Source organism: Marinomonas sp. TI.3.20, assembly GCF_038155025.1.
Taxonomy (GTDB): domain Bacteria; phylum Pseudomonadota; class Gammaproteobacteria; order Pseudomonadales; family Marinomonadaceae; genus Marinomonas; species Marinomonas flavescens.
This window is the reverse complement of record NZ_JBAKAS010000015.1, coordinates 34,204-55,606: the sequence shown is the minus strand read 5'-3', so window position 1 is coordinate 55,606 and position 21,403 is coordinate 34,204. Positions and strand designations below refer to the sequence as shown.

The window sequence follows — 21,403 nt, the reverse complement described above, 5'->3', positions numbered from 1 at the left end:
TTTCTCGGTCAGCACTGTTTGCGGCGTGTTATTGGTGTTTGCTGTTTTAATAATTTGAACGTTATACTGTGTTTCTGTACAGTATTTTTAAGTGCTCTTATGTCTAGACAGAGAAAAATTATCCATATTGATGCGGATTGCTTTTATGCAGCTATTGAAATGCGTGATGATCCCAGTTTGCGAGAAGTGCCACTGGCTATTGGTGGCTCATCAAAGACGAGGGGGGTGTTGAGTACGGCGAATTACATTGCTCGCTCTTTTGGCGTTCATTCTGCAATGCCAACTGCAGTAGCGAAGCGCTTATGCCCTTCATTGATTGTTGTTAGTGGGGATATGGAAAAATACCGACTTGCTTCGCGGCAAATGCATGCCATATTTCGTCAATACACAGACATTATTGAGCCGCTTTCATTAGATGAAGCCTATCTTGATGTGACTGATTCAGGCGCTTATCAAGGAAGTGCCACTAGAATTGCCGAGCAGATTCGACGTCAGGTTGTTGAACAAATAGGCATCACGGTTTCGGCTGGTGTCGCAACAAACAAATTTATTGCCAAAGTCGCAAGTGATTGGCAAAAACCGAATGGCCTAACAACCATTACTCCCGCTCAGCAGTTTGAATTTGTTTCGCAGTTACCTGTTAAGTGTATTTCGGGAATTGGTAAGGTTTCTCAGGAAAAGTTAGGGGTTTTGGGGGTCTTTCTTTGTTCAGACCTGCAGAATATTGATTTTTCAATTTTACAAAAGAACTTTGGCAGTATGGCTTTTCGCTTATCTCAATATGCAATGGGGATAGACAGTCGTCCTGTGCAAGTTTCGAGAGAGAGAAAGAGCGTTTCAGTTGAACATACCTTTTCTGAAGATCTTTTATCTTTAGAGGCCTGCTTATCGCAATTGCCTGAGTTATTAGACAGTCTAGACAAACGAATGGCTGGTCGAGGTTTCGAGTCTCAAATTAATAAGTATTATCTCAAGCTAAAATTCAACGATTTTAAGCAAACAACCATAGAGCAATCTATCCAAAGCTCTTTCTCAAAAGAGGTGTTTTCCTCTCTTTTAAAACAAGCTTACCAACGTCAATCAAGGCCTGTACGCCTTATTGGGGTAGGTTATCGTTTGGCTTCTCTAGCACCCCGCCAACTCGACATGTCATTTGATTGAAGGTTAAAAATAAGCCTCTTTTTGATTATTATTATAGTGGAAGCGATTTGTGCAATATTACGAATGTCTTACTCGACACCTAATATTGACCATGCCAGAACGATCAGATGTAGCGTTTCGTCTTAATCATCAGCAAGAAGTAACTCAGGTTCGTTTTCCTGTAGAGCATTAAGGGTTATCTACAACAAATGATTGTCGATATAATAGGTTATTGCGTAACGCTATAGCCTATTTTTTCGGACCTATTTTTTGGAGTAAATAATGACAGATTTGTTGCCATATGTGCTAGTTGAAACGTCAGAAGTGCCGGATGCCGCCATTATTTGGTTACATGGTTTAGGATCAGATGGGCATGACTTTGAGTCTATTGTGCCGGCGATGTCTATTCCTTCTGATCAAAATTGGCGCTTTATCTTCCCTCATGCCCCTCGTCGTCCAGTGACTGTAAATGGGGGGATGGAGATGCGAGCTTGGTATGATATCTATGAAATGACGCTAGAGCGTAAAGTAGATATGGCAAACATTGAAGAATCCTGTTCACAAATATCTGCGCTTATAGAAGATCAAATCGCGAAAGGAATTGATGCGTCTCGGATTATTCTTGCCGGCTTTTCGCAAGGTGGCGTTATTGCTTATCAACTCGCTTTAACGTCTCAGCGAAAATTGGCAGGCGTTATGGCGTTATCTACTTACCTTGCAAATAAGGCTAGTGTGCCCTTAGCTTCAGATTGTAAAAATGGCAATACGCCTTTCTTAATTCACCATGGTTCGCAAGATCCTGTTGTTGCTCCTAGCTTAGCGTTAGATGCGAAAAAAGTTCTCACAGATCAAGGTTTTCAAGTTGAGTATCAAGTTTACAATATGCCGCATTCGGTTTGCCCTGAGCAAATTCAGGACATTTCAGCGTGGTTAATGGCTCGCCTGTCTTAAGTCTTATGAGTTGGAGGAGGGTTACATTATGGTAAATACAGATAGCCTACTTGAGTTTGCTAAGCATATTGCCAACCAAGCTGGTGTCATGATGAGTGATGCGAGAGACTCAAATCGTTTTTCAGAAGATTACAAAGCGGATCATGAGCTAGTGACTTCCACGGATTTAGCGATAGATCATTATCTCTGTCAACAAATTGCAATAGCTTACCCTGATCATCAAATATTATCGGAGGAGTCATCGCCTGATTTATCTTTATCTGATGCTCCTGTGTGGGTGATCGATCCTATTGATGGGACGGTGAATTTTGCACATGGGCATAAACATGTGGCTATCTCTATTGGTTTATATGTAGAGGGACAGAGGTTGCTGGGTGTGGTCAATGCGCCGTTTTTACAAGAGTGCTACTGGGCAGTTAAAGGTCAGGGAGCTTATCTCAATGGTAAGCGTCTTCATGTTGCTGATAAGGTCACTTTGCGTAATGCTTTAGTGGCTACTGGGTTTCCTTATCAGAAAAACGCACTAGATAAATTGATTAAAAGAGTGTCGAATGTGTTGTCCCAGTGTCAGGACATTAGGCGAAACGGATCGGCTGCGCTGGATTTATGTTGGGTCGCATCTGGTCGGCTTCAGGCTTATTATGAATCAGTAAAACCTTGGGATATGGCGGCTGGTGCTTTGATCGCTGCTGAAGCGGGTGCGCAAGTGGGCCGATATGATGTTGTAAGCTCTACTTGGCCATTAGCAATTAATGGTGATTCTTTACTGGTTTGCACACCCTCTTTATATGATCAGCTGGTTCAGGTTTTGTGTGTGGATTAGCTTTTTTTCAACCTTTTTAATGATGCTGAAAATGGGTAAGCGAATCAAATGTTTATCTCATTACTTTTTTTGGATTTTATATGACTTTTAACGAATTTTTAATACTGATTTTACTGTGCGTAGGTGTCATTGTTGTTTCTCTTTGGTATATCTATCGTCAGTTAAAATTGAATAGACAGCGCGAAGAAAGAATCCTTGAAGGTGAATCTTTTGTGGCTGAAGAGCGTCAAAAGAGAATTGATAGTATTCAAATATTATTAAAAGCGGTTGATGTAGATGAGAAGTTGGGTTGGATCGAAACGAGTATTCGCGTAAAAAACTTGTTAGATCAATTAAGTGTGAATTTATCGAGTCATGATGATATATCCGCTTTCTATATTTTGACTGAAAAAACAGAGCACATTCCGACCCACGAACAATGGAAGGATTTACCGAAAGAAGCTCGTACGAAATTCCGTAGTGAAATGGATAGATATGAAACCGAGCATTTAGAGCATTTGAAGCGTGCACGGATCGCTTTACTTGATCATTCTTTTGATTCATGATTTTTCAGCTCATTGTTTCATTTGTTCTGTGTTTTTGCTTATTGGCCGCGTTGATGGTGTTTTATATAAAGTATCAGTCAAAGGTGCCTTATTATCGCTTGAATCAAAATGACTGTGTTAACTTGTTAGAAAGAGCGGTAAATGGTGTGTTGCTTGAGCGAGATTGGAATGTCTTTATTGGCATGACTGTTCGAGATGATGAAGAATTTGAGCAGTTACGCGAAGTTTGTCTTATGATTGATGATGAGCATAAAAAAGGCACTCAAATAGTTGATGGCGGATTGTATGTTCGTTTTAGTAATGTGGGTTTAAAGCAATTGGCCTTATTGCTGGATGAATGGCAACATAAAGTGAATTATGCCGCTTAGCGGTTTATCTCTTATTAATATTAAGGATTGAAGCACATGGGTAATATGGATCAGTTCATGGAGAAAGGTATCGATATGTTACCTTGGATCTCAGATATGGCGATTAATTTACTGATTGGCATTGTGGTTTTAGTGGTTGGTCGGTTTGTTGCTCAAAAGGTAGCTCGTTGGTGTGAAAATAGAATGCTAAAAGCATCCGTGGATAAAGCCGTCGCTGGTTTTTGTTCTAGTATTCTTTATGCCTTGATGTTTGCAGGTGTGATATTAATGGCGCTCGGGCAAGTGGGCGTACAAACGACTTCTTTCATTGCAATATTGGGTGCGGCAGGTTTGGCTGTAGGTCTGGCTTTGCAGGGTTCACTTTCAAATTTTGCATCCGGCGTACTGATTATTATCTTGCGTCCGTTTAAGTCTGGCGATTTCATTGATGCGGCGGGCCAAATGGGCACAGTGGATCGTATTGAATTGTTCCATACTTACCTGAGAACACCAGATAACCGTATTATTATTGCGCCAAATTCCGCGGTAATGAATGGCTCTATTGTGAATTTTTCACGTGAAAAAACACGCCGTTTAGATCTTGTTATTGGTATTGGTTACGATGCCGATATTCGTCTTGCAAAAAGCATAATGGAAGAAATTGTTTCAGCAGATGAGCGCATCTTAAAGGATCCTGCTTGGGTTATAGCGGTTGCTGAGTTAGCAGATAGTTCAGTAAACTTTAACCTGCGCCCTTGGGTTGCTGCTGGCGATTATTGGGCGGTAAGAGCGGATCTTCTTGAGAAGATCAAATATACGTTTGATGAGCGCGGTGTCAGCATTCCGTTCCCACAAATGGATGTTCATTTACACAAACAAGAATCGTAATGCGTTAGATTCTAGTGTTTCAAAATGCCGTCAAGCAATGATTGTTGCTTGGCGGCATTTTTATTTTAATTATTGTAAAAATAGGTTGTTTTAATGAGTCGGTATCGTCCTCCATCTGCTCCAAAATCCGCGTATATTACCCAAGAGGGCGCTCAAGTACTGTTAGCAGAGCTTAAGTATTTATGGAAGGAAAAGCGTCCAGCGGTAACGGAAACGGTTCGCGAAGCCGCGGCCCAAGGGGATCGTTCAGAAAATGCTGAATACATTTATGGAAAAAAGCAGTTGCGTGAAATAGATAGTCGCGTACGTTATTTAGAAAAACGTCTTGATGTATGTACCGTGGTCGATCGTTTCCCTGCAGACCAATCAAGGGTGTTTTTTGGGGCTTGGGTGACGCTTGAGGATGACGCTGGGGTATTAAAAGAATATCGCATTGTTGGTGCGGATGAGCTGGATCATAACTCTGCTTATATCAGTATTGATTCACCTGTAGCGCGGGCGCTACTGAAAAAAGAAGAGGGGGACGAAGTGGCTATCCATCTGGCGGCAGGTGAGAAAACTTATTTGATTGATGCGATAGAGTACCGCGCACCGTCTCCATGAAAATTTATTATGGCATGGCACAATGGCAGCATCCGGCTTGGATTAATTGGTTGTATCCATCTTCCTTGCCGGCTGGCGAGCGAATTTCACGTTATTCACAAGTGTTTTCAACGGTTGAGGTTGGTAGTACTTTTTATACCAAGGTTGAGCAGGCGCAGTTGCAGCGTTGGTACGAAGCTGTCCCTGATGGTTTTCGTTTTGCATTCAAAGCGCCGCAGACTGTGACTCATCGGTTATTGGATCGATCTTGGAAAGAGGTCGTCGAAGACTGGCGTGTGTTTATGGCGTCATTAGCGCCTTTGTTACCTAAGCTTGGGCCAACCATGCTGCAGTTCCCAGCAACATGCGATGAGCGCTTATTGGAGCGTATTATGTTGCTGTGTGATTTGTGGGTGTTGCCATCGCCTTTGGCTGTAGAGACGCGGCATCTGGCGTATTTTGATAAGACGGGATATGAATCGTTATTTTTAAAAGGCCTGGCAGATAAAGGGGTGAACCGAGTGATAATGGATTCGCGGCCTGTCTTTTCCACAGAGGCTTATTGTGACAGCTTGGTGGATGCACAAATGAAAAAACCAAGAGTACCTTGTCACCCCGTAGCTACTGGAGCTCATCCTGTGGTGCGTTTTATTGGCCATCCCGATGTGTCTTTAAATGATAAATGGCTAGATCAATGGGCGGCTAAATTGAGCCAGTGGTTGTCATTAGGGTTAACTCCGAGTGTGTTTGTTCACTCTTCAGATAATATTGCCGCTCCAGCGTTGGCAGCACAGCTGGATCAGAAAGTTCAAATGTTGTGTCATGGATATCAGGCTGTATTGTCACTTCCTAGCGCTCAGGAGCAAGTGAGCCTTTGGTAGGTTACTTGGAATCATCACGATAAAATGAGGGGTTAATTTATGTATTCTTTGGTGTTTTATGTGCCTGAAACTCATTTGGAGTCGGTGAAACAGGCACTTTTTCTGGCTGGCGCAGGTTCGATTGGTGATTATAGTCAGTGTTGCTGGCAGATAAAGGGACAGGGGCAGTTCTGCCCTAATAATCAAGCGACGCCTTATATTGGAGAGCGAGGAATAGTAGAAAAAGTGGATGAGTATCGTGTTGAAATGGTATTGAAAGATGAACTTAAAGAAGGCGTTACTTCGGCGCTATTGGCAGCTCATCCTTATGAAGAAGCTGCCTATCACTTTATTCCTGTACAGAGTTGATAAGAATGGTGTCTTCGTGAAAGCCATATTGTCCAGTTTTGTGATCTTCGAGAAACAGCTCTAAAGTTTTACTCACACTGGTGAACGCAAGTTCGTCCCATGGAATATCCGATAATTCGAAGAGGGCGACTTCCGAGCTCTCTTCTGTTGCATGAAAATCATCTCTTTTTAAATCAGCCAAATAAAATAGATGTATCTGATTGATATGTGGGATGCTAATCATGCTGAAAGCTTGCCTGCAAATTGCCTCAGATCCACTTTCTTCTAGTGTTTCTCTCAATGCACCTTCGCTGGTAGTTTCTTGGTTTTCCATGAAGCCAGCGGGCAGTGTCCAATAGCCAAATCTTGGCTCTATGTTTCGTCTACAGAGTAATAATCTGCCTTGATACATAGGGATGGTGCCGGTGATAAGGCGAGGATTATCATAATCAATGTATTCACAATTAGGACAAACCGCACGTATTTTATCATCGCCGACTGGGATGGACATATTCACAGCGTGGCCGCATTGAGGACAATATCTCATGATGACTTCCTTAGTGTTTCAGCTGAAGTTTGGCGTATTTTACCACCTTGTCTTCGATCTCTTGGATCTCGATTAAGTAGTGGCCAACTGATAGGCCGATTTGATGCTCTGGAATGAATTCTAGTGTTTCGATAATCAAACCGTTCAGTGTTTTTGGGCCATCGGTTGGTAGGTGCCAATCAAGTGTTTTGTTTATATCTCGAATATGAGTGGAGCCTTCGATTCTAAATGTACCATCATCAAGTGGCTGGATTTCGTTCTCCTCTTCTTGTGTGGGAGGGGTGAACTCACCGACTATTTCTTCAAGTACATCTTCTAGTGCAGCAATACCCTGAACGTCGCCATACTCATCAACCACTATGCCCATTTGTTGATGGTCTTTTTGGAAGTTGAGTAGCACTGTATTCAACGACGTACTTTCAGGAATGAAGTAAGGTTCTAGTGTTGCTTTTAATAGTGCGGCTTTGGATGGTGATGGTTCACGTAAAAATACGGCGGCGTGGCGAGCGTGCAAAATGCCGATCACTTTATTAATTTCGCCATTATAAACGGGCATCCGTGTATGACGACTTTGGCATATTTGTTCGATGATTTCTTCAATGGAGTCTTCGATGTCGATACCGACGACTTCATTTCTAGGGATCATAATGTCTTCTACAGAGACTTTTTCCAGATCTAAAATAGAGATCAGCATTTCTTGGTGAGCGGCAGGAATAAGGCCGCTAGCTTCATTAACAACGGTTCTTAATTCTTCTGAATCAAGTGTGTCATGGCTTTTTTGAGAGGCGTGCACACCAATTAATCTTAATAATCCGTTTGAAAGGGTGTTAATAAGAAAGACAATTGGGTAAAAAATTCTTAACAGGATGGCGAGTATCCAAGAGGCGGGGAAGGCTATTTTCTCTGGATGAATCGCAGCTAATGTCTTTGGCGTAACTTCGGCAAAGATCAATACAATTACTGTAAGGGCGGCGGTTGCGATGGCAACACCAGCATCACCCCATATGCGCACAGCAATAATAGTGGCAATGGCCGACGCTAGAATATTGACAAAGTTATTGCCGATTAAAATAAGCCCCAAAAGCCGATCTGGGCGTTCGAGTAATTTACTGACACGAATGGCAGTTTTGTTTTTGTTTTTTACCAGATGCTTCAATCGGTATTTGTTGAGAGTCAACATGCCAGTTTCTGAGCTGGAAAAGAAAGCAGAAAGTATGATTAGGAAAGCCAGTACTCCGCCTAGAATACTTAAGGGAACATCGTTCAAAAAGGGTTTGCCTCAATAGTTTGGATAAACGGATTATTAGTGCTTACAAAGTCACTGTCAAACGACTTTCATGCATAATGAATTAATGTAACAAAATTTGTAAGGCTATCTGACTGCCAAAATAGGCTAGCATAAGTAAAAAGAAGCCACTAAGGGTGAGTTTAACCGCTAGTTGTCCGCGCCAGCCAGCAAAATGACGCCCCAGCAATAACCCCGCAAAAACAAGCCATGAAGCCATGGTGAAGAAGGTTTTGTGTACAAGGTGTTGAGCGAACATGTCTTCAATGAAGTAAAAACCGGTGGCAATCGTTATTGTAAGTAAAATAAAGGCGGCCCAAATAAATTCGAACATCAAGCGTTCTAACACTTGTAGCGGCGGGACTCTTAATAGTTGTTTCAGACGGTGGTTTTTGAGTTGGTATTCTTGGATCGCTAGAAGTATGCCAATGCCGCATGCTGCAGTAAAAAGACTGTAAGCAACAGACGCAATGAGTATGTGGGCGCTTGTTCCCCAAGAGTCACTGTGCAGCTGTTTTAGGTGCCATGGTTCAATGGCATTTAGCGCAATAATAATGGCAGTGAGTGGAAAGGCGATTGCAATAAGTAATGATAAATCTTTATTTCGGTTACTAAACCACAGAAGCGCATTACCAATAACAGCGATTAATAGTCCAATTGTTAAAAAATTGAACCCGTTTCGATGAAATAAAAACTCACTCAAAGATAGGGTGTGTAAAACGATTGCAGCAGCCCCTAATAGCTGTGTTGAGCGAGCTTGAGGGCGAAAGTAATAAGCCAAACTAGCGACTAAGCAGGCAATACAAGCAAGCCAAAGCAATAATTGAGTCATGAAACTAAAGGATCCATAGAGTAAAGGTATAGGGTGATAAACATTTATCCGTTATAATAGGTTTAATTTCAACTTGGTTAAACCGTGAAAGTCGGTTTTTTTCCATATAGAACAAAAAATTTGAGGGCAATATGTTCGACAATTTATCGAATCGCTTAACTTCCTCGCTTGATCGTATTCGAGGTCGCGCTAAATTAACAGAAGACAATATTAAAGATGTGCTTCGCGAAGTGCGAATGGCGCTGCTCGAAGCCGATGTTGCGCTGCCTGTTGTAAAAGACTTTATCGATGCTGTTAAAGATCGTGCGGTAGGAACTGAAGTAACAAAGAGCCTCAGCCCTGGCCAAGTCTTCTTAAAAATTGTTAAGCAAGAACTTGAAAAAGTAATGGGCGAAGCGAACGACGGTTTGAACCTTCGTGTTGCTCGTCCTGCAATTATCTTGTTGGCTGGTCTTCAAGGGGCGGGTAAAACAACCTCTGCCGCTAAGCTTGCAAAATACCTTACGGAGCGCGAGAAGAAATCTGTTTCGGTTGTTAGTGCGGATGTATATCGCCCTGCTGCGATCAAACAGTTAGAAACACTTGCTGCTGAAGTCGGTGTTGACTTTATTCCTAGTGATCTTTCGCAGAAGCCGATCGATATCGTTAATAATGCGGTCGATTACGCTAAGAAAGCCCATAAAGATGTCTTGATTGTTGATACTGCAGGTCGTTTGGCTATTGATGACGACATGATGGCTGAGATCAAGGCGCTTCATGCTGCGGTGAATCCAATCGAAACCTTGTTTGTTGTCGATGCGATGACAGGTCAGGATGCTGCTAATACCGCCAAGGCCTTTGGTGATGTATTGCCTTTGACTGGCGTGATATTGACCAAAACAGATGGTGATGCCCGTGGCGGTGCTGCACTTTCGGTTCGTCATATTACCGGTAAGCCGATCAAGTTTTTGGGTGTTGGTGAAAAAACCGACGCGTTAGAACCTTTCCACCCTGATCGTTTGGCTTCTCGTATTCTCGGTATGGGTGACATGCTTTCCTTAATAGAGGAAGCAGAGCAGAAAATTGATAAAGAAAAAGCCGAGAAGCTGGCTGGCAAACTAAAGAAAGGCAAAGGCTTTGATTTAGAAGATTTTAAAGAGCAGCTTCAGCAAATGAAAAACATGGGCGGTATGAGTTCCATGTTGGATAAGCTTCCCGGTATGGGGCAGCTAGGTAATATCCAAGATAAAGTGAACGATAAAATGTTTGTTCAGATGGAAGCCTTGATTAATTCGATGACGCCAGCGGAGCGTCGCAATCCTGATGTTATCAATGGTTCTCGTAAAAAACGTATTACTGTTGGCGCCGGCTTGCAGATTCAAGATTTAAATCGTCTTCTGAAGCAGCATAAGCAAATGCAGAAGATGATGAAGAAAATGTCCGCTAAAGGTGGAATGAAAAAGATGATGCGAGGTTTGGGTGGAATGATGCCTGGTGGTATGCCAGGCGGCGGTGGCTTCCCTAAACTTTAGTCATATCTTGTTTTTTTATTGACGGCAGTAAAAAAAACTGCCGTTTTTAATGTGTGGGCGAGTAATTCGCTCTTTTGTTTTTCTAGTTAATCGACTAGAATATGCCGCCCTCTTGTAGTATGAGTCAAAAATCGACTCGGCAAGAGGCGTTTCGTTAAGCAATAAGGAACCAATAAGATGGTAACTATTCGTCTTTCTCGTGGTGGCTCTAAAAAGCGCCCATTCTATCATTTGAACGTGGCTGATAGCCGTCGTGCACGTGATGGTCGTTATATCGAGCGTTTGGGTTTCTTTAACCCTGTTGCTCGTGGTCAAGAAGAACGTTTGCGCATCGATTTAGATCGTGTAAACCATTGGGTTAGCCTAGGCGCTCAACTATCTGACCGTGCTGCGCAGCTTGTTAAAGATGCTGGCAAAAACGCTTAATAACTGAGGTAGTGCTATGTCTGAATTAAAACAAGCGGCCGCTCCTGAGCAAGCCCTTGTGGTTGGACGCATTACATCAGTTTATGGTGTTAAAGGGTGGGTGAAGTTATATTCACACACCGACCCAATGCAAGGGATCTTTGATTACAAGCATTGGTGGTTGAAAACTCCTAGTGGGTGGAAGACCGTTGAATTAAGCCAAGGGCGTCTGCAAGGTCGTGGTTTGGTAGCGTCAGTTAAGGGTTATACCGACAGAGATCTTGTAAAAGAGATTTGTGGTATGGACGTTTATATTGATTCGGCAGAACTACCAGAATTGGAAGAAGGTGATTATTACTGGAGCCAACTGGAAGGACTGAGGGTTATTACCAAAGAGGGTGTCCTCTTGGGGAAGGTTTCTCAGCTTATGGAAACCGGTGCGAATGATGTTGTTGTTGTCCGTGCTTGTGAAGGCAGTTTTGATCGTGAAGAACGTTTGATTCCTTATGCGCCAGGATCTTATGTTTTAGATATTAATCTAGAACAGCAGGAAATGGTCGTTGATTGGGATCCGGAATTTTGATCGTAAAACTGGAGTCATAAAGTGAAGGTCGGTGTAATATCGCTTTTTCCGGAGATGTTTCAAGCCATTACCCAATACGGTGTAACGGGCAGAGCCATTAAGTCTGGTCTGGTTTCGATGGATTTTATAAATCCGCGTGACTTTACTTATGACAGACATAAGACTGTGGATGATCGACCTTATGGTGGTGGTCCAGGGATGCTCATGAAAGTGCAGCCTCTCAAAGATGCGATTGCAAGTGCCAAATTATTGGTGCCCAACGCAAAAGTTATTTATCTATCCCCTCAAGGGCGTACGCTGACGCAAGAAGGTGTGCAACAGCTTGCTAAACAAGCAGAATTTATTCTGGTAGCAGGTCGTTATGAAGGCGTTGATGAACGTTTGATTCAATCTGAGATTGATGAAGAATGGTCCATTGGTGACTTTGTTCTAAGTGGTGGTGAGTTGCCGGCGATGGTGCTCATGGATGCCGTACTTCGTATGGTTCCTGGTGTGCTAGGAAAGCAGGCTTCTGCAGATGAGGATTCATTTGCTGATGGCTTGTTGGACTGTCCGCATTTCACTCGACCGGAAGTTTTGGATGATAAGTCCGTTCCTTCTGTACTGCTTAGTGGCAACCATGAGGCGATTAGACGCTGGCGATTAAAGCAAAAGCTCGGAAGAACTTTTCTGCGCCGGCCAGACCTTCTGCAGAACCTTGAGTTGGACAGGGAACAGCAGTTGCTGTTAGAAGAGTTTATTCGCGAAACTGAAGATTCAACCTCGGCAGAGTAGGGATTGCGAGCTTGTCAGACAGAAGAACCTTCATGCTGACAAGAAACCATATCATTAGGAGTCACATCCATGAGTAATAAAACTAAACTGATTCAGCAGATTGAAGCTGAACAGATGACAAAAGAAATTCCAGTATTCGGTACTGGTGATACTGTTGTCGTTCAAGTTAAAGTTATAGAAGGTTCACGCGAGCGTCTACAGGCCTATGAAGGTGTTGTAATTGCTAAGCGTAACCGCGGTCTTAACTCAGCATTTACCGTTCGTAAAATTTCTAGCGGTATCGGTGTTGAGCGTGCATTTCAAACTTACAGCCCAATCGTTGAAAGTATTGAAGTGAAACGTCGCGGTGACGTGCGTCAGGCTAAAATCTATTACCTACGCGAACGTTCTGGTAAATCAGCACGTATTAAAGAGAAATTGGCTAAACGTTAATTTTTCTGTGTTAAAAAAAGGCGACGCAAGTCGCCTTTTTTTATGGAACTTCCCCATAAGGTTGTGGCCTAATATTGATTAATCTTATTTATTTGAGGTATTCAATGAAGTGTCTTTTTCAACCCCTTTCTCGATTCGTAATGATAAGCTCATTACTCGCTTTATTTTCCACAACCACTCTAGCTGACAAAGCAGAAGTAAGCGCTTCTATAAAGCAAGCTTTACCCCAATATCAAATAGAAAATGTTGAGCTTCATTCTGGTTCCGGCCTATACACGGTTACCTTGAAAGACGGTCCTACTTTGCATGTAACGGCTAATGGTAAGTATTTTGTCGCTGGCGATATGTATCGTGTAGAAGGTGCGGCGGTAGAGAATGAAAGCGAAAAAGCAAAACTCGCTAAAATTGAAACACTGCCAGCATCACAAATGATTGTTTTCAAAGCAGCAGACGAGAAAGCTCATATTACCGTTTTCACCGATGTAGATTGTGCTTATTGTCGGATGCTGCATAAAGAAGTACCTAAGTTAAATGAGATGGGTATCACTGTTCGCTATCTAGCGTATCCTCGTGCTGGTATTGGTTCTGGTGTCTATAAAAAGATGGTCAGTGTTTGGTGTTCTGATGACCCTAAAGCTTGGCTGACGAAAGCAATGGAAGGTAATGATGTTCCTGAAAATACGTGTGTTAATCCCATTGCTGATGATTACAATTTAGGCAATTCTATTGGTGTTCGTGGCACGCCAAGTATTGTTTTAGGAAACGGTAAACTTATTCCTGGTTATTTGCCTGCGGATTCATTAGCAAAAGAATTGGGTTTATAGGGAAAACGCGAAATATTCCACTAAACATGAGCCTTGTTCAGGGTATTCTTCGTTGGGTTTAATTCACTCTAACGCTATAATGTCAGGGCTTAGGTGTTGCTATTAAACATCGTATAAAAATTAAATTATCTCTGTGGGGTGTTGCTTTGAAACCGGTAAAAGTCGGAATTTGTGGGCTGGGAACAGTAGGTTCTGGCAGTTTTAATATTCTGCGTAATAATGCAGAAGAAATTACACGACGAGTTGGCCGCAGTATTGTAGTTGAGCAAGTTGGTATGCGTCGTGATAACGATGCATGTGATACCACCGGAGTGAACATTACCCGCGACATCTTTGATGTCGTAAATAACCCAGAGATTGATATTGTCCTTGAGCTTATTGGTGGCACATCCGTCGCTAAAGAGCTCGTGCTAACCGCCATCAAAAATGGCAAACATGTGGTAACTGCTAACAAAGCACTCATTGCAGAACACGGCAATGAAATATTCGCAAGAGCACAAGAAAAAGGCGTTATTGTTGCCTTTGAGGCTGCCGTTGCAGGCGGCATTCCTATTATCAAATCTCTTCGTGAAGGCTTATCTGCAAATCGTATTGAATGGTTGGCTGGCATCATTAATGGTACGGGCAACTTTATTCTGACTGAAATGAGTGAAAAAGGTCGGGATTTCGATGACGTGCTAAAAGAAGCTCAAGCGCTAGGTTATGCTGAAGCGGACCCTACTTTTGATGTAGAGGGCATTGATGCCGCTCATAAATTAACGATTTTGGCGTCTATTGCTTTTGGTATTCCTCTGCAATTTGAAAAAACTTATACAGAAGGCATCAGTCGAATTACCTCTGAAGATGTCGCTTTTGCACGTGATCTAGGTTATGCCATTAAGCATTTAGGCATTGCGAATCGCACTAAGCATGGCATTGAATTGCGTGTGCATCCGACTTTGATATCTAACAAGCAATTATTGGCCAATGTAAACGGTGTAATGAATGCGGTCATGGTAAAAGGTGACGCGGTCGGGCCGACGTTGACTTATGGTGCTGGTGCTGGCGCGATGCCAACCGGCTCATCAGTTGTGGCTGATGTAATTGATGTGGCGCGTACTTTGACGGCAGATCCTACCAATAGAGTACCGCATTTGGCGTTCCAAGCGGACGCTTTGTCCGATGTAAATATTCTGCCGATTGAAGAAATTGAATGTGGTTTCTTCCTCAACATGACGATCCAAGATCGTGCTGGTGTATTAGCAAATATTACTCAGATCTTATCGAAAAATGGCATCAGCATTGAATCTTTGATTCAGCGCGAGCGTGAAGGCAGTGACCTTGTACCACTTGTGGTGATGACTCATGACGTGAAAGAGCGTTCTATGAATGCGGCGATCGCTGAAATTGAGGCCTTGCCAGATGTCGCGGGTACTGTGCAACGTATTCGTGTTGAAACATTGGCTTAAGGAGAGACAACAATGAAATATATTTCTACTCGAGGTAAAGCGCCAGCGTTGTCTTTTGGTGACGTGCTATTGGCTGGTTTGGCGAATGATGGCGGTTTGTATGTGCCAGAAACCTTGCCTCATTACAGTAAAGAAGAGATCGCTTCTTGGGCAAATCTTAGTTATCAAGAACTTGCGTTTAAGATAATGTGGCCTTTTGTTGAAGGTGATATTCCGGCGGATGCGTTTAAAAACATGATTGATGATGCTTATGCAAGTTTTAATCATGTGTCTGTTGCACCTATGGTTCAAGTTGGTAATAACGAATGGATACTTGAGTTATTCCGTGGACCAACCCTAGCGTTTAAAGACTTTGCACTACAGCTGCTGGGTCGTTTAATGGACTATGTGCTATCCGAACGCAAAGAAAAGCTGGTTATTCTTGGTGCGACATCAGGCGATACTGGCTCGGCAGCCATTGAAGGTTGTCGCCACTCTGAGCATTTAGATATTTTCATCCTACATCCTTTTGAGCGTGTGTCCGAAGTGCAGCGTCGTCAAATGACGACAGTGATTGACGACAACGTTTTCAATATCGCGGTGAAAGGCAATTTTGATGATTGCCAAGGGATGGTGAAATCCAGCTTTGCAGATCAGTCTTTCTTGAAAGGCGCCAAGTTAGGCGCGGTAAACTCGATTAACTGGGCGCGTATCATGGCTCAAATCGTTTACTACTTCTCTTCTGCTTTAGCTGTTGGTGCGCCGCATCGTAAAGTATCTTTCTCTGTTCCTACGGGTAACTTTGGCGATATTTTCGCAGGCTATCTTGCTAAGAAAATGGGCTTGCCGATTGATCAGCTTGTCGTGGCGACTAACCAAAATGACATCTTGCATCGTGTGATTACAGAAAATGACATGAGTCGTCAATCTCTAAACGTTACCTTGTCTCCAAGTATGGACATCATGGTATCGAGTAATTTTGAGCGCTTGTTATTTGATGCTCATGGTCGTGATGGCGCTGCGATTGATGATTTGATGGCGCGTTTTAATAACGGCGATGTGTCGCTTAATGACCAAGCTTGGTCATTTGTGAAAGACAACTTTGATAGCTACAAAGTGGATGATAAGAAGACCTGTGAAGTGATTGCGGATGTATTTGCTTCGACTCAGTACCTTCTTGATCCTCATACGGCAATTGGTTTGGAAGCGGCGCGTCAGTGCTGGAAAGACAAATCCGTGCCTATGATCACCTTGGCAACAGCGCACCCGGTGAAATTCCCCGAAGCGGTTGAAAAGGCCGGTTGTCAGACTCCAAGTTTGCCTGAGCACATGAAAGATCTTTTCGAGCGTGAAGAGTCTTACACAGTGTTAGACAATAGCTTAGACGAGGTTCAATCCTTTGTGGCTGAACGCATCTAACAAAGCGATGACGAGTTAACGATACAGAAAGCCGGTCCTCTATGAGGGGCGGCTTTTTTCTTTTACCTTTCCTGCTAGTCTTTTTCTATGAATTTATTGTTACTTGATCCTCAAAATGAACAAGGTGGCGGACATTATTCGCTCTCTGAACGCCAACAGCTGCATGTAACAAAGGTCATCAAAGCCGTCACTGGCGATGTCTTGCGTGTTGGCTTGTTAAACGGTGGCATTGGAGAGGGTATTTATCAGGCACCAGAAGGTGAAAATCCAGGGCAGATTCATTCATTGATCTTGTCTTCTGCACCGCCGGCAGCGTTACCCATGGTGTTGGTCATGGCGTTACCTAGACCTAATATGCTCAAACGTACCTTGCAAAACATCAGTGCGATGGGGGTGAAGGAAATCTATTTGATTCACTCTGCTAAGGTGGAAAAAAGCTATTGGCAGAGTCCGGTTCTGCAGCATGATTCGATCCAGCAGTCTTTGCTGGAAGGGTTGGAGCAGGCGAAAGACACTATTATGCCTGTTTGTCACATGATTCCTCGTTTTCGTCCCTTTGTAGAAGATCAGCTGCCTGCAATTGTTGCAGGTAAGAGAGGTCTGCTTGCTCATCCTTACCATGCAGAGGCTTGTCCTGTGGCGATTAAAGAGTCCTGTGTTTTAGCGCTGGGACCAGAAGGTGGTTGGAACGAATTTGAAGTCGAAAAATGGCTTGAAGCGGGTATGGAGTCGGTTCATTTAGGTGATCGTATTTTGCGTGTTGAGACCGTGGTGCCAGTGTTGTTGTCTCGTCTTTATCCAGCTGGTTGTTAAATAGGCATAGCGGCTAAATTTTATAATAAACGGGTAGTCAATAATGATACTCTGTGTCGTTTCGTCTATCTTAATAGGTGAATGCATAAGTTCGAACAATGTTTAACAAGGCAGAGGAAGGGAAGTATGGGGGACTTTAATGGTGCTAACCAGCCTGATTCTCAACATAATGATAATAAAAGCTTAAAGGTTTTTATCCGTTACGTATTTTATTTTGGCGTGTCAGGGCAAAACTTTTCAGAGCAGGCGCGTCGGATACTGATTGTAAATTTATTTTCAATTGTAGGTATTATTTTTACTCTTCCGCTGGGTATCGTTGCCTTATCTAGAGGGAATATACAGCTTGCTGCTGTGTTACTTGTTTCTGCGACGCTGTTTTTTGCCAATCAGTTTTATTTAAGAGCGACTCATAATTACAAAGTGTCGGGCTCTATTATTATTTACCCACTTTATTTTCTTATGCTTTATCTGGTATTTAGCGGGGGTGTGAGTGGTACTGGCTATGTGTGGATTTTTTGTGTTCCTTCTGTTTCTTTATTTATTCAAGGAATGAAACGAGGGTTGTTTGAAGTAAGTGTCTTTACTCTTTTCCTCATTTTAATTCTCTATTTCTCTTCTGAAATCGCTACTTTTTCATTTCAGTATGAAGAGCATTTGAAGTTCAGAATAGTTGCCTCATTTGTTGTTGTTGTTTTTCTTTCTAGTATTTATGAGTACTCAATGTCTCGTTTTAATGACGAGTTACAAATGGCATCTAAAAAACTTAAAGAAGTGGCTGAAACAGATTTATTGACCGGATTGCTAAATCGGAGGGGGATGTTACAGCGTTTAGACGTGTTTAAATCGTATCGTTTGTATTTGATTTTGATTGATGTGGATTATTTTAAAAAGGTTAATGATCTTCATGGGCATGATTGTGGTGACTTTGTATTAAGTGAACTATCTAGGTTGATAAAGAAAATATTACCTAACAGTAGTTTGTCTTCGCGTTGGGGTGGAGAGGAGTTTTTACTTGCCATCAATGAAGACTCATCAGAGCGAGTTTTAGAGCTAGTAGAAAGTATCCGGAAGTCCATAGAGGGGCATGATTTTCTTTACGATAAGAAGAGTCTCCATATAACCGCTAGTTTCGGTGTCGCAGAATTAAGTGAAAAAAGCCCTCTAGATATTGCTTTAAAGGTAGCCGATAGACGGCTTTATGAAGCAAAGGAAGGCGGGAGAAACCAAGTATGTTTCTAGCTTTAATAGGCTATGGGAATAGCTGTTTTACCAAAATCGGCTGTATAAATTGTGCTATTCTAATTAGCTAATCTGTAAGCCCTTTAAGATTCTGAGTAACGATATGCACATAGAACGTCGGTCATTCCATACGGATAACGAACAAGTTTCAGCGCAATTTTCAGCAGAGATGCCGTTGAGTTTACAACGTATTTTTTTAGCGCGAGGTGTGAATTCTAAGCACGAATTGGATTATCGGCTTCCTTTGTTATTACGTCCCGACCCTCTTTTTGGGCTTCAAGCCGCCGCGAATATTCTGGCTGACGCTATTGTTGCAGAACAAAAAATCCTGATAGTTGGGGATTTTGATGCCGATGGAGCGACTAGTACGAGCTTGGGGATTCTTGCATTAGAAGCCATGGGAGCGGTTTCTCCTGATTACTTGGTGCCTAACCGTTTTGAATTTGGCTATGGCCTAACGCCCGAAATAGTCGAAGTGGCAAAGGAGAAATCCCCAGATGTGTTGGTCACGGTGGATAATGGTATTGCCAGCCTAGATGGCGTTCGAGCGGCGAAATCCTACGGCATGAAAGTCGTGGTGACAGACCATCACTTGCCTGGGGACGAGTTACCTGAGGCGGATGCGATTGTTAACCCTAACCATCCTGAGTGTGGTTTTAGTAGTAAGAACTTGGCCGGTGTTGGGGTGATTTTTTATGTTATGAGCGCATTGCGTGCTGAATTAAAGTGTCGTAATTGGTTCGAAGAGCAGCATATACCTGAGCCAAAAATGGCGGAGTATTTAGATTTAGTGGCGTTAGGGACCGTTGCTGATGTGGTGTCTTTAGACGCCAATAATCGAATTTTGGTGCAGCAGGGTATCAAGCGTATTCAAGCTGGCCAGGCTCGTCCTGGTATTCTAGCGTTGCTGGAAGTTGGGCGACGAGATTATACGCGGTTAAAAGCCTCAGATCTTGGTTTTGTCGTAGGGCCTAGGCTAAATGCAGCAGGTCGATTAGATGATATGTCAGTGGGTATTGAATGTTTGTTAGCGGTTCACCCGCATCAGGCACAACGCTATGCGCAGCAATTAGATCAATTTAATCGAGAGCGTAAAGCGATTGAGTCAGACATGAAAGATCAGGCCGAAGAGGTGCTATCGACTCTATTTGATGACGATCAAGAAATGCCTAATGGTATGTGTTTTTATGATCCCGATTGGCACCAAGGTGTGATTGGGATTCTAGCTTCTCGTATGAAAGAAAAATGCCATCGTCCAGTGATCGCTTTTGCTCGTGTTGGAGAAAATGAACTGAAAGGCTCCGCGCGCTCTATTGCTGGGGTCCATATTCGTGATGCATTAGATTTGTTAGCAAAGCGCTATCCACAACTATTAAGTAAGTTTGGTGGCCATGCTATGGCGGCTGGCATGAGTATTAAAGAGTCTCATTACGATGCGTTTCGTTTAGCGTTTGATGCCATTATTAGTGAGTGGGTAACGCCAGATCAGCTTAAGGCTACCATTTGGACAGATGGGCCTTTAGCCGCTGAAGATTTCAGTCTAAGCTTTGCTGAACAAGTTCGCTTATCTGGGCCTTGGGGGCAATCTTTTCCTGAACCTTGTTTTGATGGTGTGTTCGATGTATTGCAGCAACGCCTAGTGGGCGAGAAGCATCTGAAATTGATGGTGAGAGAACCGCAAAGCGGTTTATTGCTTGACGCGATTTGCTTTTTTGTCGATTTGGAAAAATGGCCAAATGAATCTTGCGCGAAGATTCGTCTAGTTTACAAGCTTGATATTAATGAATTTAGAGGTCAGAAAAACCTTCAGTTAATGGTCGATTATTTAGAGCCAGCTTAGCCTTAAAGACTGTTTTTCTTGAATTAAACACCATGAGGGCGCCTATCTATTATTAACTTAGGTTACAATAGCCCTCCCTCAATCCACGACATTATTTAATGCAGGAGTCCATCCATGACTGCACAGGTTCTTGACGGCAAGCTTTGCGCCAAAGACACTGAAACCCGCCTTCAAGCTCAAGTCGCTGAGTTAAAACAGCGCACTGGCGGAACCCCCATTCTAGCAACCATTCTTGTCGGTGCTGATCCAGCGTCAGCAACCTATGTCAAAATGAAAGGCAACGCCTGTCGTCGTGTTGGTATGGATTCTATGGCGATTGAATTGCCAGATACCACGACCACAGAAGAGTTGTTAAGCACCATTAATGACTTAAATAGCAATCCAGATGTTCATGGCATTTTGTTACAACATCCGGTGCCTGCTCAGATTGATGAGCGTCTTTGTTTTGATGCTATTGAAGCGCGTAAAGATGTAGATGGTGTGACCTGTCTTGGATTTGGCCGCATGGCTATGCAAGAACCTGCTTATGGTGCAGCGACACCTGCTGGCATTATGCGTCTATTAGACGCGTATGATGTGGCTTTAGAAGGCAAGCATGTTGTCGTCGTTGGTCGTAGCCCAATTTTGGGTAAACCGATGGCTATGATGATGCTTAATGCCAATGCGACCGTGACGATTTGTCATTCTCGTACGCAAAATCTTCCTGATCTGATTAAGCAAGCAGATGTGATTGTGGGTGCCGTTGGTAAGCCAGAATTTATTAAAGCTGAATGGATCAAGGATGGCGCTGTCGTTGTTGATGCGGGTTATCATCCTGGTGGCGTTGGTGATATAGAATTGGCTCCATTAGTTGATCGTGTTGCCGCTTACACGCCAGTTCCTGGTGGCGTTGGCCCAATGACCATCAACACCTTGATTTTGCAAACGCTTGAATCTGGCCTTAAGCAGCTTAGCTAAGTCTTAGCCTTGAAAGCGGTTTCACACTGCC

At 43.0% G+C, this 21,403-nt stretch carries 25 protein-coding genes; 22 read left to right on the top strand and 3 right to left on the bottom strand.

Features of this window, described 5'->3' with window-relative positions; translation table 11 throughout:
* The first annotated feature begins 99 nt into the window (after nucleotides 1-99).
* From dinB to V6259_RS14590, 10 genes are all read left to right on the top strand, one after another.
* Nucleotides 100-1,161 carry a DNA polymerase IV gene (gene dinB, locus V6259_RS14635; protein WP_341585117.1) on the top strand — a complete coding sequence of 354 codons (1,062 nt, stop codon included), beginning with the start codon at nucleotides 100-102 and terminating at the stop codon, nucleotides 1,159-1,161.
* Between the two features lie 49 nt (nucleotides 1,162-1,210).
* Nucleotides 1,211-1,333 carry a hypothetical protein gene (locus V6259_RS14630; protein ID WP_341585116.1) on the top strand — a complete coding sequence of 41 codons (123 nt, stop codon included), beginning with the start codon at nucleotides 1,211-1,213 and terminating at the stop codon, nucleotides 1,331-1,333.
* An 89-nt stretch (nucleotides 1,334-1,422) separates the two neighbouring features.
* On the top strand, nucleotides 1,423-2,091 hold the full coding sequence (locus V6259_RS14625) for an alpha/beta hydrolase (RefSeq protein ID WP_133013188.1): 669 nt from the start codon (nucleotides 1,423-1,425) through the stop codon (nucleotides 2,089-2,091).
* A 28-nt stretch (nucleotides 2,092-2,119) separates the two neighbouring features.
* Nucleotides 2,120-2,914: an inositol monophosphatase family protein gene (locus V6259_RS14620; protein ID WP_341585115.1), complete on the top strand. Its 795-nt coding sequence runs from the start codon at nucleotides 2,120-2,122 to the stop codon at nucleotides 2,912-2,914.
* A gap of 80 nt (nucleotides 2,915-2,994) precedes the next feature.
* Nucleotides 2,995-3,459, top strand: coding sequence for a DUF2489 domain-containing protein (locus tag V6259_RS14615; RefSeq protein WP_133013186.1), 465 nt, complete (start codon nucleotides 2,995-2,997; stop codon nucleotides 3,457-3,459).
* Nucleotides 3,460-3,557: 98 nt separating this feature from the next.
* Nucleotides 3,558-3,827, top strand: coding sequence for a hypothetical protein (locus V6259_RS14610; RefSeq protein WP_341585113.1), 270 nt, complete (start codon nucleotides 3,558-3,560; stop codon nucleotides 3,825-3,827).
* A gap of 45 nt (nucleotides 3,828-3,872) precedes the next feature.
* Entirely contained in the window at nucleotides 3,873-4,694 is an 822-nt protein-coding gene (locus tag V6259_RS14605) for a mechanosensitive ion channel family protein (RefSeq protein WP_445928513.1), read from the top strand.
* 93 nt (nucleotides 4,695-4,787) lie between these two features.
* The gene (greB, locus tag V6259_RS14600) at nucleotides 4,788-5,297 is read left to right on the top strand and encodes a transcription elongation factor GreB (protein ID WP_133013184.1); all 510 of its coding nucleotides are present in this window, start codon (nucleotides 4,788-4,790) and stop codon (nucleotides 5,295-5,297) included.
* Nucleotides 5,294-6,157 carry a DUF72 domain-containing protein gene (locus V6259_RS14595; protein WP_341585110.1) on the top strand — a complete coding sequence of 288 codons (864 nt, stop codon included), beginning with the start codon at nucleotides 5,294-5,296 and terminating at the stop codon, nucleotides 6,155-6,157. Before greB ends, V6259_RS14595 begins: the two co-directional genes overlap by 4 nt.
* 39 nt (nucleotides 6,158-6,196) lie before the next feature.
* Nucleotides 6,197-6,505, top strand: coding sequence for an NGG1p interacting factor NIF3 (locus V6259_RS14590; RefSeq protein WP_341585109.1), 309 nt, complete (start codon nucleotides 6,197-6,199; stop codon nucleotides 6,503-6,505).
* Here V6259_RS14590 and V6259_RS14585 read toward each other — a convergent pair.
* The 3 genes from V6259_RS14585 to V6259_RS14575 all read right to left on the bottom strand — a co-directional run bounded on the left by V6259_RS14585 (nucleotide 6,486) and on the right by V6259_RS14575 (nucleotide 9,148).
* Nucleotides 6,486-7,031 (bottom strand): NUDIX hydrolase, encoded by a 546-nt coding sequence (locus V6259_RS14585; RefSeq protein ID WP_133013181.1) that lies wholly within the window; start codon nucleotides 7,029-7,031, stop codon nucleotides 6,486-6,488. The genes V6259_RS14590 and V6259_RS14585 overlap by 20 nt on opposite strands.
* Nucleotides 7,032-7,041: 10 nt before the next feature.
* Entirely contained in the window at nucleotides 7,042-8,298 is a 1,257-nt protein-coding gene (locus V6259_RS14580; protein ID WP_133013180.1) for an HlyC/CorC family transporter, read from the bottom strand.
* A gap of 82 nt (nucleotides 8,299-8,380) precedes the next feature.
* A complete protein-coding gene (locus V6259_RS14575) occupies nucleotides 8,381-9,148 on the bottom strand; it encodes a cytochrome C assembly family protein (RefSeq protein ID WP_133013179.1) in 768 nt (255 codons plus the stop codon).
* Nucleotides 9,149-9,279: 131 nt separating this feature from the next.
* Here V6259_RS14575 and ffh point away from each other — a divergent pair, with 131 nt between their 5' ends.
* The 12 genes from ffh (at nucleotide 9,280) to folD (ending at nucleotide 21,372) form a co-directional block, all read left to right on the top strand.
* Nucleotides 9,280-10,659, top strand: a complete 1,380-nt coding sequence (ffh, locus tag V6259_RS14570) for a signal recognition particle protein (protein WP_341585106.1) — start codon at nucleotides 9,280-9,282, stop codon at nucleotides 10,657-10,659.
* A gap of 177 nt (nucleotides 10,660-10,836) precedes the next feature.
* On the top strand, nucleotides 10,837-11,085 hold the full coding sequence (rpsP, locus tag V6259_RS14565; protein ID WP_133013177.1) for a 30S ribosomal protein S16: 249 nt from the start codon (nucleotides 10,837-10,839) through the stop codon (nucleotides 11,083-11,085).
* A gap of 16 nt (nucleotides 11,086-11,101) precedes the next feature.
* A complete protein-coding gene (gene rimM / locus V6259_RS14560; RefSeq protein WP_133013176.1) occupies nucleotides 11,102-11,647 on the top strand; it encodes a ribosome maturation factor RimM in 546 nt (181 codons plus the stop codon).
* Nucleotides 11,648-11,668: 21 nt separating this feature from the next.
* Nucleotides 11,669-12,421, top strand: a complete 753-nt coding sequence (gene trmD / locus V6259_RS14555) for a tRNA (guanosine(37)-N1)-methyltransferase TrmD (RefSeq protein WP_133013175.1) — start codon at nucleotides 11,669-11,671, stop codon at nucleotides 12,419-12,421.
* 69 nt (nucleotides 12,422-12,490) lie between these two features.
* Entirely contained in the window at nucleotides 12,491-12,853 is a 363-nt protein-coding gene (gene rplS / locus V6259_RS14550) for a 50S ribosomal protein L19 (protein ID WP_133013174.1), read from the top strand.
* 104 nt (nucleotides 12,854-12,957) lie between these two features.
* Nucleotides 12,958-13,677 carry a thioredoxin fold domain-containing protein gene (locus tag V6259_RS14545; RefSeq protein ID WP_341585104.1) on the top strand — a complete coding sequence of 240 codons (720 nt, stop codon included), beginning with the start codon at nucleotides 12,958-12,960 and terminating at the stop codon, nucleotides 13,675-13,677.
* Nucleotides 13,678-13,823: 146 nt separating this feature from the next.
* Nucleotides 13,824-15,125 carry a homoserine dehydrogenase gene (locus tag V6259_RS14540; RefSeq protein ID WP_341585103.1) on the top strand — a complete coding sequence of 434 codons (1,302 nt, stop codon included), beginning with the start codon at nucleotides 13,824-13,826 and terminating at the stop codon, nucleotides 15,123-15,125.
* Nucleotides 15,126-15,137: 12 nt separating this feature from the next.
* Entirely contained in the window at nucleotides 15,138-16,523 is a 1,386-nt protein-coding gene (gene thrC, locus V6259_RS14535; RefSeq protein ID WP_341585102.1) for a threonine synthase, read from the top strand.
* A gap of 87 nt (nucleotides 16,524-16,610) precedes the next feature.
* The gene (locus tag V6259_RS14530; protein WP_341585101.1) at nucleotides 16,611-17,336 is read left to right on the top strand and encodes a 16S rRNA (uracil(1498)-N(3))-methyltransferase; all 726 of its coding nucleotides are present in this window, start codon (nucleotides 16,611-16,613) and stop codon (nucleotides 17,334-17,336) included.
* Between the two features lie 126 nt (nucleotides 17,337-17,462).
* Nucleotides 17,463-18,575, top strand: a complete 1,113-nt coding sequence (locus tag V6259_RS14525) for a GGDEF domain-containing protein (RefSeq protein WP_341585099.1) — start codon at nucleotides 17,463-17,465, stop codon at nucleotides 18,573-18,575.
* Nucleotides 18,576-18,678: 103 nt separating this feature from the next.
* On the top strand, nucleotides 18,679-20,415 hold the full coding sequence (gene recJ, locus V6259_RS14520) for a single-stranded-DNA-specific exonuclease RecJ (RefSeq protein WP_341585098.1): 1,737 nt from the start codon (nucleotides 18,679-18,681) through the stop codon (nucleotides 20,413-20,415).
* 114 nt (nucleotides 20,416-20,529) lie between these two features.
* A complete protein-coding gene (folD, locus tag V6259_RS14515) occupies nucleotides 20,530-21,372 on the top strand; it encodes a bifunctional methylenetetrahydrofolate dehydrogenase/methenyltetrahydrofolate cyclohydrolase FolD (protein ID WP_341585097.1) in 843 nt (280 codons plus the stop codon).
* The last annotated feature ends 31 nt before the right edge of the window (nucleotides 21,373-21,403 follow it).